The organism is Citrobacter sp. MGH100 (genome assembly GCF_001034465.1).
Lineage (GTDB): Bacteria > Pseudomonadota > Gammaproteobacteria > Enterobacterales > Enterobacteriaceae > Citrobacter > Citrobacter youngae.
In genome coordinates this window covers 92,511-104,921 of the sequence record NZ_KQ089804.1, presented here as the reverse complement: position 1 = coordinate 104,921, position 12,411 = coordinate 92,511, and the positions used below count along the sequence as shown (strand labels likewise).

The window sequence follows — 12,411 nt, the reverse complement described above, 5'->3', positions numbered from 1 at the left end:
AAGCAATGATCTCAGGAGATAGAACGATGATTACTCTGCGCAAACTTCCTCTGGCGGTTGCTGTGGCAGCAGGCATTATGTCTGTTCAGGCAATGGCTGTCGATTTCCATGGTTATGCTCGTTCCGGTATCGGCTGGACGGGTAGTGGCGGCGAACAACAATGTTTCCAGGCAACCGGTGCCCAAAGTAAATACCGTCTCGGTAACGAATGTGAAACCTATGCCGAAATTAAGCTGGGCCAGGAAGTGTGGAAAGAAGGCGATAAGAGCTTCTACTTCGACACTAACGTTGCCTACTCTGTTGCACAGCAGAATGACTGGGAAGCGACCGATCCTGCTTTCCGCGAAGCCAACGTGCAGGGTAAAAACCTGATTGAATGGCTGCCGGGTTCCACCATCTGGGCCGGTAAACGTTTCTATCAGCGTCATGATGTCCATATGATCGACTTCTACTACTGGGATATTTCAGGTCCTGGTGCCGGTATTGAAAACATCGATCTGGGCTTTGGTAAGCTGTCTCTGGCCGCAACCCGTTCTCAGGAAGCGGGTGGTTCTTACACCTTCAGTAGCCAGAATATCTACGACACATCCAAAGATACCGCGAACGATGTATTCGACATGCGTTTAGCGCAGATGGCCATTAACCCGGACGGCATGCTGGAGCTGGGTGTTGACTACGGTCGTGCGAATAAAACTGACGGTTATAGCTACGCGGATAGTGCTTCTAAAGATGGCTGGATGTTCACTGCAGAACATACTCAGAGCATGCTGAAGGGCTATAACAAGTTTGTGGTTCAGTATGCAACTGACGCGATGACCACGCAGGGTAAAGGTGGCTCGCAGGGTACTTACGGTTCAACCTTCGATACCCAGGCAACACCAAATGATCCCGTTATCCATCATGTAAACAACAACATCAATAACAACGGTAGCCTGGTGCGCGTACTTGACCACGGTGCTATCTCTCTGGGCGATAAGTGGGACCTGATGTACGTCGGTATGTATCAGAATATCGACATGGATAACGACCTGGGTACTGAATGGTACACCGTGGGTATTCGTCCGATGTACAAATGGACGCCAATCATGAGCACCCTGATGGAAGTCGGCTACGACAACGTCAAATCTCAACAGACTGGCGATCGCAACAGCCAATACAAAATCACCCTGGCGCAACAGTGGCAGGCAGGCGACAGCATCTGGTCTCGTCCGGCAATCCGCGTCTTTGCAACCTATGCCAAATGGGATGAAGAATGGGGCTACGTGAAAAACGGAGATAAGGTCTCTAAATATGCTGCTGCAACCAACTCCGGTATCAGCACAACCAGCCGTGGCGATAGCGACGAGTGGTCCTTCGGTGCCCAGATGGAAATCTGGTGGTAATCCAGCATTAACCTGACGTAATGACCTAAAGAGGGGCGTAAGCCCCTCTTACTTACGGTTTAGCGCGCTATTGCCTGGCCACCGCTGAACCCATGCTATCTGAGGTGATAACAATGAAAATGAAGAAAAGTCTCGTTGCCCTTTGTTTATCGGCAGGGTTATTTGCCAGCGTTCCTGGAATCAGCCTGGCCGATGTGAATATCGTTCCGCAGGACACCGCAGCTGCACCGTCGATTCCGACGGCTGCGTTGCAACAACTGGCCTGGACGCCCGTCGACCAATCGAAAACCCAGTCAACCCCGTTGGCGACAGCGGGACAGCGTCTGGACATTGCCGGTATTAGCGGCCCGGTTGCCGCCTATAGCGTACCGGCCAATATTGGTGAACTGACCCTGACGCTGAGCAGTGAAGTTAACCAACAAACCAGCGTATTTGCGCCAAACGTTTTAATTCTTGATCAGAACATGACGCCATCTGCGTTCTTCCCCAGCAGCTACTTTACCTACCAGGCACCGGGTGTGATGAGTGCGGATCGCCTGGAAGGGGTGATGCGTCTGACGCCAGCGCTGGGACAGCAGAAGCTTTATGTTCTGGTCTTTACTACTGATAAAGATCTCCAACAGACCACCACGCTGCTTGACCCGGCGAAAGCGTATGCCAAGGGCGTGGGCAATGCTGTTCCGGATATTCCGGACCCGATTGCCCGCCATACTACCGATGGTCTGGTGAAACTGCAGGTGAAAACTAACAGCACCTCCAGCGTGCTGGTTGGGCCGCTGTTTGGCTCCTCTGGCCCGGGTCCGGTGACGGTGGGTAATACCGCTGCACCTGCGGTGGCCTATGCAGCCCCGGCTGCCGCGGTAGCCGCACCGGCACCGCAACCGGTGAAGAAAAGCGAGCCGATGCTGAATGACACTGAGAACTATTTTAACCAGTCGATTAAGGATGCCGTGGCGAAAGGTGATGTTGATAAAGCGCTGAAGCTGCTTGATGAAGCTGAACGTCTGGGATCCAAATCTGCCCGTTCCACCTTTATCAGCAGTGTAAAAGGCAAGGGGTAACCATCTCCCCACATTGTTGATTTTGCAACAACTGGTGCGTCTCCTGGCGCACCTTTTTTTATCCTTCGATGCTACTTGTTACACTTATGTTGCCCTACCGATCACTTAATCGTGTTTGCTCACCCCGCAAAGCCTTTTCTGCGATACAATGCCTTCAGGTTATGAATCGGAGAGTAAGGCATGCCACACCCCGCGTTAACGCAACTGCGTGCTCTGCGTTATTTTGATGCGATCCCGTCGCTTGACCCTCAATTGCTCGACTGGTTGTTACTGGAAGATTCGATGACCAAACGTTTTGAGCAGCAGGGAAAACAGGTCACCGTAACATTGATACGAGAAGGATTCGTTGGGCAAAATGAAGTCGCTGAAGAGTTGACGCTGCTGCCGGCAGAATCCCGCTATTGGTTGCGGGAAATCCTGTTATGCGCGGATGGTGAGCCATGGCTTGCCGGGCGGACCGTGGTGCCTGAATCCACCTTGTGCGGCCCCGAACTGGCTTTACAAAATCTGGGGAAAACCCCGCTCGGGCGCTATCTGTTTACATCATCGACATTGACCCGCGATTTTATTGAGATTGGCCGCGATGCAGCGCTGTGGGGGCGTCGTTCCCGACTGCGGCTGAGCGGTAAGCCGCTGATGCTTACCGAGCTTTTTTTGCCTGCATCGCCGTTGTACTGAGAGGAAGATAAAGATGGAGTGGAGTCTGACGCAGAGTAAGCTGCTGGCGTTTCACCGCTTGATGCGTACGGATAAGCCAATTGGCGCCTTACTGCTGCTCTGGCCGACGCTGTGGGCGCTGTGGGTAGCGACCCCTGGTGTACCGCAATTATGGATACTGGCGGTGTTTGTCGCCGGTGTGTGGCTGATGCGCGCTGCCGGATGCGTGGTGAATGATTATGCCGACAGGAAATTTGACGGACACGTCAAACGGACCGCAAACCGGCCGCTGCCGAGCGGTGCAGTCACGGAGAAAGAGGCCCGAACACTGTTTGTTGTGCTGGTGTTGCTCGCCTTCCTGTTGGTTCTGACTCTTAACACGATGACGATTTTGTTGTCCGTTGCCGCGTTAGCACTGGCGTGGGTTTATCCCTTCATGAAACGCTATACGCACCTGCCGCAGGTGGTGCTGGGGGCGGCGTTTGGCTGGTCTATTCCCATGGCGTTCGCCGCCGTCAGTGAATCTGTACCGCTGAGCTGCTGGCTGATGTTCCTCGCCAACATTCTCTGGGCGGTGGCGTATGACACGCAGTATGCGATGGTTGATCGTGATGACGATCTGAAAATTGGCATTAAATCGACCGCCATTCTGTTCGGCCAGAACGACAAGCTGATTATTGGCATTCTGCAGGTCGGTGTGCTGGCGCTGATGGCGATGGTGGGGTGGTTAAACGGGTTGGGGCTGGGCTATTACTGGTCACTGCTGGTGGCGGGCGCGCTGTTTGTGTATCAGCAGAAACTGATTGTCGATCGTGAACGGGATGCCTGCTTTAAAGCGTTTATGAACAATAACTATGTGGGGCTGGTACTGTTCTTAGGGCTGGCGATGAGCTACTGGCATCTTTGAGTTTGGCTTAGACTGCAAAATAAAAACCGGTCATTTCGACCGGTTTTTTTATGCTTACTCGCCCTGCGTTGCGCTTTCGATGGTCAGACGCACATCGGACGTGACCAGCTCGGCCAGCATCTGATAGATCTTCATCGTCTCTTCCGGTTCGGCATCACCGGTATCGCTGATGTAGCCCTCGTCACGCAGCGTCAGCACCAGGGAGCTGAACACGGCTTTATCGAAGAACTCAGGCGCGTTGATACCGTGCAGCACGGAAAGACGTTGTGCCACGGTGCGGCTCTCTTTCTCCAGGGTACTGCGGTTGATGGATGGGTTCGCACTCAGCAGCCAGAAGGTAATGGCATAGCGCTGTAGCGTTTCACGCGCGCCCGCAGCCAACAGCTGCAGCGTGCGAGAATGAACCGGGTTGATATGCAGCTCATCGTTCTGCAGGGTTATCAGACCCTGACGTTGCATTTCGTTGGCCAGCTCGTCAATTACCCCGGCAAGCTCATCACGCTCCCAACGCAGGAACAACTCGGCTTTCAGCATCGGGTACAGCGCTTCAATATGCTGCTGCAATGCGGCGCGTGAAATCCGGCGGTGCTGAGTCACAATCGCGGCCATCAACGAAGGCAGAACCAGCATGTGCGCAATGTTGTTGCGGTAGTAGGTCATCAGTACCGCCTGCTCGCGCGGCAGAATGATGATGTCACCGATGGTGTCTTTCTCAACCTCAAACTTGTTCATCTGCAAGGCGTGGTCGATCAGTTCACTGGCGCTCTGCGCGGGAACGGTTGAGTCCGTCGCGTACGGCACGTTGCGCAGCAGGCTCAGGTAGCAGTCGAGCTGCTCGGTTAACTGTTCACGGGTCAGAGAGCGCTGGCGGGAAGCCAACAGCGCGGTACAACACAGGTTCATGGCGTTGGCCGCGCCTGCGTTGTTAATGCGCACCATCAGATCGGCAGCAATGTTATTCACCGTCGGCGTCAGCCAGGCAGGACGGATAGACTCGATAGGATCGATAGATTCACGCCACTCCGGCACATGCTGGTTGAGGTAAGTCATCAGCGGCATTGGTTCGCCAAAGTTAACGTAGCCCTGACCCAGATTACGCAGCTTGCTTAAGCCACGCAGCATTTGCGGCAGGCTCTCTTTTTCTTTCGTCGCGCCACGCAGCTCTTTGGCGTAGGTGCCCACTTCCATTACGTGCTCGTAGCCGATGTAGATCGGTACGAGGGTAATCGGACGCGTACCGCCGCGCAGCATCGCCTGAATGGTCATCGACAGCGTGCCGGTTTTCGGGTCGAGCAGGCGGCCGGTACGCGACCGCCCACCTTCGACAAAGTACTCAACCGAATAGCCGCGGCTGAACAACTCGCCCAGGTATTCGCGGAATACGGTGGAATAGAGCTTATTGCCTTTAAACGTACGACGAATAAAGAATGCGCCAAGACGGCGGAAAATCGGACCTGCCGGCCAGAAGTTCAGGTTGATCCCTGCCGCGATATGCGGTGGAACCAGTCCCTGATGGTACAGAACGTACGACAGCAGCATGTAGTCCATATGGCTGCGGTGGCACGGCACATAGACGATTTCATGTCCGTCGTGCGCCAGTTGGCGTACGCGCTCCGCATTATGAACGTTAATCCCCTGATACAGACGGTTCCAGGTAAAGCCCAGAATACGGTCCGTCAGGCGGATCATTTCGTAGGAGAAGTTGGCGGCAATCTCTTCCATCAATGCGATAGCGTTTTGCTGCGCTTTTTCATGGGAGATTTTTTTGCTGCGTGCTTCATCTTCCACCGCGCGTGCGATGGCTTTTGAGGCCAGCAGTTTATTAAACAGATCCTGGCGGGCAGGAAGGCGAGGGCCAACCGCCGCTAAGCGCTGGCGGGCAAAGTGCATACGCGCCACGCGTGCCAGTTTCTGCGCGATGGTTTTATCTGTACCGTGTTCGTCTGCCATGCGGCGCAGGGAGACGGAAGGTGAGAAGCGGACAAAGCTGTCGCGGCCCAGCCAGGACACAGCAAAGAATTTCTGTACGCCATTCAGCATGCGCAGTGGTGGATTGACTTCGCCTTTCTCGCGTCCAGGAGCACGGCCAAACATCACAGACACCGGCACCATCTGAACATCCAGATCGGGGTTGCTGCGATGTAAGTCGAGATAGTTATGGAACAACTTGATGGACTCTTCTTTTGGCGTGTAATAGGTGAATACACGCGGGCCGCCGTGTATAAACACGTAGCGCGGCAGCAAAGTCCCGTCTATCTCCAGCGGTTCCAGGGGATCAGGGAGGTCGTGCACCAGGCATTGGGCACGCAGCGTCAGCAAGTCAGCTTTTGAGTTGTACGGTAAGACGTACATAATGGGACGAGAGGTATCGAGTCCCAATTCCGGGGCGGGTTCCGCCGGGATAGACTTGCTTTTTACCAGGATGCTTAATGGTAAATTCAGTAATTTGTAGTAAATTCGTGGCCAGCCGGACATAAACGATGTAAAGCCTCTGGTTAATAATGCAAATGCGCTGCAAGGATATCAGAAAGTTTAGTGAATTTCTGTGGTATCCCGTCATACTTCGCGCAGCTTTGCTTATGCCCTGAAACAAACAGGGTAACGATGCAATAATACTCACGCTAATAATGTAAAAAGGTTCTTTTGATGGCCAATAATACCACTGGATTCACTCGGATTATCAAAGCAGCAGGCTATTCCTGGCAAGGTTTCCGCGCAGCATGGATCAATGAGGCGGCATTTCGTCAGGAAAGCGTTGCCGTACTGTTGGGGGTAGCAATTGCCTGCTGGCTGGACGTTGACGCGATTACCCGCGTACTGCTGATTGGTTCGGTGATGCTGGTGATGATCGTTGAAATTCTGAATAGCGCCATTGAGGCGGTTGTCGACCGAATTGGTTCTGAGTATCACGAGCTTTCTGGTCGGGCGAAAGATATGGGATCGGCTGCGGTATTGCTTTCTATTTTTGTCGCTGTGATCACCTGGGGCATCCTGTTGTGGTCGCATTTGCGATAAAGATTCCACAACTTCATAAATCTCCTGTTTTTTGTGCAGTTTGCGGTTCCAAATTCGCCTTTAGCTGTATATACTCACAGCATAACTGTATATACACCCAGGGGGCGGAATGAAAGCGTTAACGGCCAGGCAGCAAGAGGTGTTTGATCTCATTAGAGATCACATCAGCCAGACAGGTATGCCACCGACGCGTGCGGAGATCGCGCAGCGTTTGGGGTTCCGTTCCCCAAACGCGGCTGAAGAACACCTGAAAGCACTGGCGCGTAAAGGTGTGCTGGAAATCGTTTCTGGCGCATCGCGTGGTATTCGCCTGCTGCAGGAAGAAGAGGAAGGCTTACCGCTTGTTGGTCGTGTCGCGGCCGGTGAGCCACTTCTGGCACAGCAGCACATCGAAGGCCATTACCAGGTTGACCCATCACTGTTCAAACCGAACGCCGACTTTCTGCTGCGCGTCAGCGGTATGTCGATGAAAGATATCGGGATTATGGATGGCGATTTACTGGCTGTGCATAAAACGCAGGACGTGCGTAACGGCCAGGTTGTTGTTGCCCGTATTGATGATGAAGTCACGGTTAAGCGCCTGAAAAAGCAGGGCAACAAGGTTGAACTTCTGCCGGAAAACAGTGAATTTAAACCTATCGTTGTCGATCTGCGCGAGCAAAACTTCACCATTGAAGGGTTGGCTGTCGGCGTAATTCGTAACGGTGAATGGCTGTAATGATCTGCTGATTTCTTGTCGGCCGGAAAGGGCGTTTACGCTGCTCTCCGGCAAATTGCCCGATGATGCTACGCTTATCGGGCCTGCAAAAACGCGTTAATTTCTTTTCAGGCTCTTTTCCATGCCTTTCTTTACCTCCTCTGATAAAGCACTCTGGCACCTTGCCTTACCGATGATTTTCTCCAACATCACTGTCCCACTGCTGGGGCTGGTGGATACCGCAGTGATTGGTCATTTGGATAGCCCGGTCTACCTGGGTGGCGTTGCTGTCGGCGCAACAGCGACCAGTTTTCTCTTTATGCTGCTGCTGTTTTTACGCATGAGTACCACCGGCCTGACGGCCCAGGCGTTCGGTGCGAAAAATCCTCAGGCGCTGGCGCGCGCGCTGGTACAACCGCTGATACTGGCGCTGGGAGCGGGGCTGCTTATCGCGCTGTTTCGCACGCCGATTATCGATTTAGCGCTGCATATTGTCGGGGGAAGTGAAGCGGTACTGGAACAAGCCCGGCGTTTCCTGGAAATCCGCTGGCTAAGCGCGCCCGCCTCACTGGCCAATCTGGTGCTGCTCGGCTGGTTGCTTGGCGTACAATATGCGCGTGCGCCGGTTATCCTGCTGATTGTCGGCAATATTCTCAACATTGCGCTCGATTTATGGCTGGTGATGGGCCTGCATATGAACGTGCAGGGTGCAGCACTGGCGACGGTGATTGCCGAATATGCCACGCTGCTTATCGGTCTGATGATGGTACGTAAAGTCCTGCATTTGCGCGGAGTTTCGCTGGCAATGCTGAAGCAGGCGTGGCGTGGCAACTTCCGCCGTTTGCTGGCGCTCAACCGTGACATCATGCTGCGTTCGCTGCTGTTGCAACTCTGCTTTGGTGCTATCACGGTACTCGGGGCTCGCCTCGGTAGCGATGTCATTGCGGTCAATGCCGTTCTGATGACCCTGCTGACGTTCACTGCCTATGCGCTGGACGGGTTTGCCTATGCCGTGGAAGCGCACTCTGGCCAGGCCTATGGGGCACGCGATGGTAGCCAGTTGCTGGATGTCTGGCGGGCGGCCTGCCGGCAGTCGGGTATTGTTGCCGTCTTGTTTTCGATGGTTTATGCCCTGTTCGGCGAGCAGATTGTGGCGCTGCTGACCTCGCTGCCGCAAATCCAACACCTGGCCGATCGCTATCTTTTCTGGCAGGTGGTTTTGCCGCTGGTGGGTGTGTGGTGTTATCTGCTGGACGGCATGTTTATTGGCGCAACGCGTGCCGCAGAAATGCGCAACAGTATGGCCGTTGCCGCAGTGGGATTCGCCTTAACGCTCCTGACTTTACCGCTGCTGGGAAACCACGGCTTGTGGCTGGCGTTAACCGTTTTTCTCGCGCTGCGCGGGCTTTCACTGGCCTTCATCTGGCGACGTCACTGGCGTAATGGCACCTGGTTTGCCTGATGCCTATGGTTAAAAATTCCGAATAGTAAATAAAACCCAGAATCCCTGACTACACTTACTATCACGTCCAGCAAAAACAGCATGTATTCGGGCGCGGCACTCTCGCTATTCACAACCTAACGATGAGGACTTGATGATGAATAAAGACGAAGTCAGTGGTAACTGGAAACAGTTCAAAGGTAAAGTGAAAGAGCAATGGGGCAAACTGACCGATGATGATATGACGGTCATTGAAGGTAAACGCGACCAGCTGGTTGGTAAAGTCCAGGAACGATACGGGTACGCGAAAGATCAGGCGGAGAAAGAAGTTAAAGATTGGGAAAAACGCAACGATTACCGCTGGTAATTAACCCCTCCCTCCTGAGAGTACAAGGACGTACGCTCTTTTATTTACCGCCCGACTTTCTTTTTCACCTGAATAGTATGGTCATGCTGGCATTCGCCAGGATGGCGGCATGATTCAACTTCCACACATGCCGGACACAGGCCGTGGGCTTCAATCACATTATGGCGCAGAGCAAATCCCATTTTAGCTGCCAGCGTATGCATAATATCTTCCACGCCTTCCGCACACTCTTCTTTTACCACGCCACAGCGGTCGCAGATGAACATTGCGGAGCAGTGGGTTGGCTGATCGAACAGATGGCAAAGCACATAGCTGTTGGTTGACTCCACTTTGTGCACAAAACCTTGTTCAAGCAGAAAATCGAGCGCACGATAGACGGTAGGCGGCTTGGCCTGTGGTTCTGTTTCCCTCAACAGATCAAGCAGATCGTAAGCGCTGATTGCCCCTTCCTGCAGGCTCATCAGGCGCAGCACTTCGAGGCGTTGTGGCGTGAGCCGCACGTTACGTTGCGCACAGAGTTTTTCAGCTTGAGCCAATAACTCCTGCGTGGTGGTTTTGTCCATTTGGCGCCTCGATTTGCGTGGAAGGTTAGTCCCTTACTTTATCATGTTCTGCTTAAAACGCCGAGATCCACCGCTGTGTGCTATACCTGACGCATCGCAACACTGGAAAATTAACATGAAAAGACCCGATTGTATTCGTCACTGGCGTGAAGTTGAGGGGCCTGATGACTCCACCTATCCAGGCAGCGATGAGCTTTTTTCTATTGGCGCGCCGCTGGCCCGCAGGTTGGGGTTAGGGCGATTAGGCATCCATCACGAACGTCTGCCGCCGGGTCGTCGTACTTCTTATCCACACGCTGAAAGTGATGAAGAAGAGTTCATCTACGTGCTGGAAGGGTACCCGGAAGCCTGGATAAATGGTTACTTATGGAAGCTGGAACCCGGCGACAGCGTTGGTTTTCCGGCAGGAACCGGTGTGTGCCACACTTTTATCAACAACACCAGTGACGAGGTGCGGCTGCTGGTCGTCGGTGAGGCGAACAAGAAGCATAACCGCATCTACTATCCACTCAATCCGGTCTATGCAGTCACGCGTGAAGATCGCTGGGTTGATCATCCTCCACAGTTTTTTGGTCCACACGACGGAAAACCTGGGCGGAAATGACGATCCACGCGAACGAAGGGCGCTATCCACGATGATGTGGCTCACTATCGCAACGGTCTATGCTATAGTAGCGCCCCTTTTTTAACCGGATGCTTGAATATTCGCCATGCTGCCTGAATCTCAGTCTACCGCTTTTCCCGCTCATCGTTTTTCTATCGCGCCGATGCTCGACTGGACGGACAGACACTGCCGCTACTTTTTGCGCCTGCTGTCCCGCCAGACGTTGCTCTATACGGAGATGGTGACTACCGGGGCAATTATTCATGGCAAAGGCGATTACCTGGCGTATAGCGAAGAAGAACATCCGGTTGCACTTCAGCTAGGTGGGAGCGATCCGGCTGCGTTGGCCCAGTGCGCAAAGCTGGCTGAAGCACGAGGTTATGACGAGATTAACCTCAACGTCGGCTGCCCTTCCGATCGCGTACAAAACGGGATGTTTGGCGCTTGCCTGATGGGGAATGCGCAACTGGTCGCCGATTGCGTGAAGGCGATGCGCGATGTGGTGTCGATTCCGGTGACGGTGAAAACCCGTATCGGCATTGATGACCAGGACAGCTACGAATTCCTGTGTGACTTCATCAACACGGTCTCGGGTAACGGCGAATGTGAGATGTTTATCATCCACGCCCGCAAGGCCTGGCTGTCGGGGTTAAGCCCGAAAGAAAACCGCGAAATCCCACCGCTGGATTATGACCGTGTTTATCAGTTGAAGCGTGATTTCCCGCAGTTGACGATGTCGATTAACGGCGGAATTAAATCACTGGAAGAAGCAAAAACGCATCTGCAATATATGGACGGCGTAATGGTGGGCCGGGAAGCCTATCAAAACCCGGGGATTCTGGCGTCGGTCGACCGTGAAATTTTTGCTGCGACCACGCCGGATGCAGACCCTGTCGCCGTGGTGCGTGCCATGTATCCCTATATTGAGCGGGAGCTGAGTAAAGGTACGTATCTGGGGCATGTGACCCGCCACATGCTGGGGTTGTTCCAGGGAATTCCAGGCGCACGCCAATGGCGTCGTTATCTGAGTGAAAATGCGCATAAAGCCGGGGCCGATATTAACGTTCTGGAACACGCGCTGAAACTGGTGGCAGACAAGCGTTAAGTTTTCACCAAAAGTTAGTTAATTTCACCACGCCCTGCGCTTTGTCGCGGGGCGTTTTCTTTATAAATCAATACATTATTTTTGGCATGTTTCTTGTAATGCAATGGAGAGAATTTCATTTCGGGAGAGCGTCATGCTGGAACTACTTTTTGTGATTGGTTTTTTTATCATGCTGATGGTCACTGGCATATCACTGTTGGGCATCCTCGCCGCGCTGATGGTGGCGACGGCAGTAATGTTCCTCGGTGGGATGTTTGCGTTGATGATTAAACTGTTACCCTGGCTGTTACTGGCCGTTGCCGTGGTGTGGGTTATCAAGGCGATAAAAGCGCCAAAAGTCCCACAGTATCAGCGCAATAACCGCCGATTTTACTAAGGTATTGAGCGGTGCGTCACAACCTGCAACATTGCCTTTAGAACCAAATAGGAATTGATTATCAAATCTGTCACTATTGCGTGGTTAACGAATTCATCGAGCTGTACCCTACATACAGCCGAACTAAAAAAAGAAAGGGCTTCCCATGGGAAGCCCTAATTCTTTACTTCCCCGTCATAATTCAAACCGCAGGTGTGTTGGCTGCTTTCATTCACCCCAGTCACTTACTCCAGTAA

Annotated in this window: 13 protein-coding genes; 11 read left to right on the top strand and 2 right to left on the bottom strand. The window is 53.2% G+C overall.

The features are described 5' to 3' along the window. The first annotated feature begins 26 nt into the window (after positions 1–26). From SK32_RS22555 to ubiA, 4 genes are all read left to right on the top strand, one after another. On the top strand, positions 27–1,382 hold the full coding sequence (locus SK32_RS22555; protein WP_048213936.1) for a maltoporin: 1,356 nt from the start codon (positions 27–29) through the stop codon (positions 1,380–1,382). A 113-nt stretch (positions 1,383–1,495) separates the two neighbouring features. Further along, positions 1,496–2,443, top strand: a complete 948-nt coding sequence (gene malM, locus SK32_RS22550; RefSeq protein WP_048213935.1) for a maltose operon protein MalM — start codon at positions 1,496–1,498, stop codon at positions 2,441–2,443. A gap of 180 nt (positions 2,444–2,623) precedes the next feature. Beyond that, positions 2,624–3,121, top strand: a complete 498-nt coding sequence (gene ubiC, locus SK32_RS22545; protein WP_048213934.1) for a chorismate lyase — start codon at positions 2,624–2,626, stop codon at positions 3,119–3,121. A 13-nt stretch (positions 3,122–3,134) separates the two neighbouring features. After that, the gene (gene ubiA / locus SK32_RS22540; protein WP_048213933.1) at positions 3,135–4,007 is read left to right on the top strand and encodes a 4-hydroxybenzoate octaprenyltransferase; all 873 of its coding nucleotides are present in this window, start codon (positions 3,135–3,137) and stop codon (positions 4,005–4,007) included. A gap of 54 nt (positions 4,008–4,061) precedes the next feature. Here the strand turns inward: ubiA and plsB are convergent, their stop codons facing one another. Then, on the bottom strand, positions 4,062–6,482 hold the full coding sequence (gene plsB, locus SK32_RS22535) for a glycerol-3-phosphate 1-O-acyltransferase PlsB (protein WP_048213932.1): 2,421 nt from the start codon (positions 6,480–6,482) through the stop codon (positions 4,062–4,064). A 171-nt stretch (positions 6,483–6,653) separates the two neighbouring features. Here plsB and SK32_RS22530 point away from each other — a divergent pair, with 171 nt between their 5' ends. The 4 genes from SK32_RS22530 to SK32_RS22515 all read left to right on the top strand — a co-directional run bounded on the left by SK32_RS22530 (position 6,654) and on the right by SK32_RS22515 (position 9,527). Then, positions 6,654–7,022, top strand: coding sequence for a diacylglycerol kinase (locus tag SK32_RS22530; RefSeq protein ID WP_048213931.1), 369 nt, complete (start codon positions 6,654–6,656; stop codon positions 7,020–7,022). 109 nt (positions 7,023–7,131) lie between these two features. Then, positions 7,132–7,740, top strand: a complete 609-nt coding sequence (gene lexA, locus SK32_RS22525; RefSeq protein WP_003826596.1) for a transcriptional repressor LexA — start codon at positions 7,132–7,134, stop codon at positions 7,738–7,740. A 121-nt stretch (positions 7,741–7,861) separates the two neighbouring features. Further along, positions 7,862–9,181 carry an MATE family efflux transporter DinF gene (gene dinF, locus SK32_RS22520; protein ID WP_048213930.1) on the top strand — a complete coding sequence of 440 codons (1,320 nt, stop codon included), beginning with the start codon at positions 7,862–7,864 and terminating at the stop codon, positions 9,179–9,181. Positions 9,182–9,317: 136 nt separating this feature from the next. Then, a complete protein-coding gene (locus SK32_RS22515; protein WP_005132658.1) occupies positions 9,318–9,527 on the top strand; it encodes a CsbD family protein in 210 nt (69 codons plus the stop codon). Positions 9,528–9,571: 44 nt separating this feature from the next. Here SK32_RS22515 and zur read toward each other — a convergent pair whose 3' ends face one another. Beyond that, positions 9,572–10,090: a zinc uptake transcriptional repressor Zur gene (zur, locus tag SK32_RS22510; protein ID WP_048213929.1), complete on the bottom strand. Its 519-nt coding sequence runs from the start codon at positions 10,088–10,090 to the stop codon at positions 9,572–9,574. 115 nt (positions 10,091–10,205) lie between these two features. On the opposite strand from zur, the gene SK32_RS22505 reads away from it, so the two are divergent. The 3 genes from SK32_RS22505 to pspG all read left to right on the top strand — a co-directional run bounded on the left by SK32_RS22505 (position 10,206) and on the right by pspG (position 12,175). After that, positions 10,206–10,694 (top strand): cupin domain-containing protein, encoded by a 489-nt coding sequence (locus SK32_RS22505; RefSeq protein WP_048213928.1) that lies wholly within the window; start codon positions 10,206–10,208, stop codon positions 10,692–10,694. 106 nt (positions 10,695–10,800) lie between these two features. Beyond that, positions 10,801–11,799: a tRNA dihydrouridine(20/20a) synthase DusA gene (gene dusA / locus SK32_RS22500; protein WP_048213927.1), complete on the top strand. Its 999-nt coding sequence runs from the start codon at positions 10,801–10,803 to the stop codon at positions 11,797–11,799. A 133-nt stretch (positions 11,800–11,932) separates the two neighbouring features. Further along, positions 11,933–12,175: an envelope stress response protein PspG gene (gene pspG, locus SK32_RS22495; protein ID WP_048213926.1), complete on the top strand. Its 243-nt coding sequence runs from the start codon at positions 11,933–11,935 to the stop codon at positions 12,173–12,175. Positions 12,176–12,411: the final 236 nt, after the last annotated feature.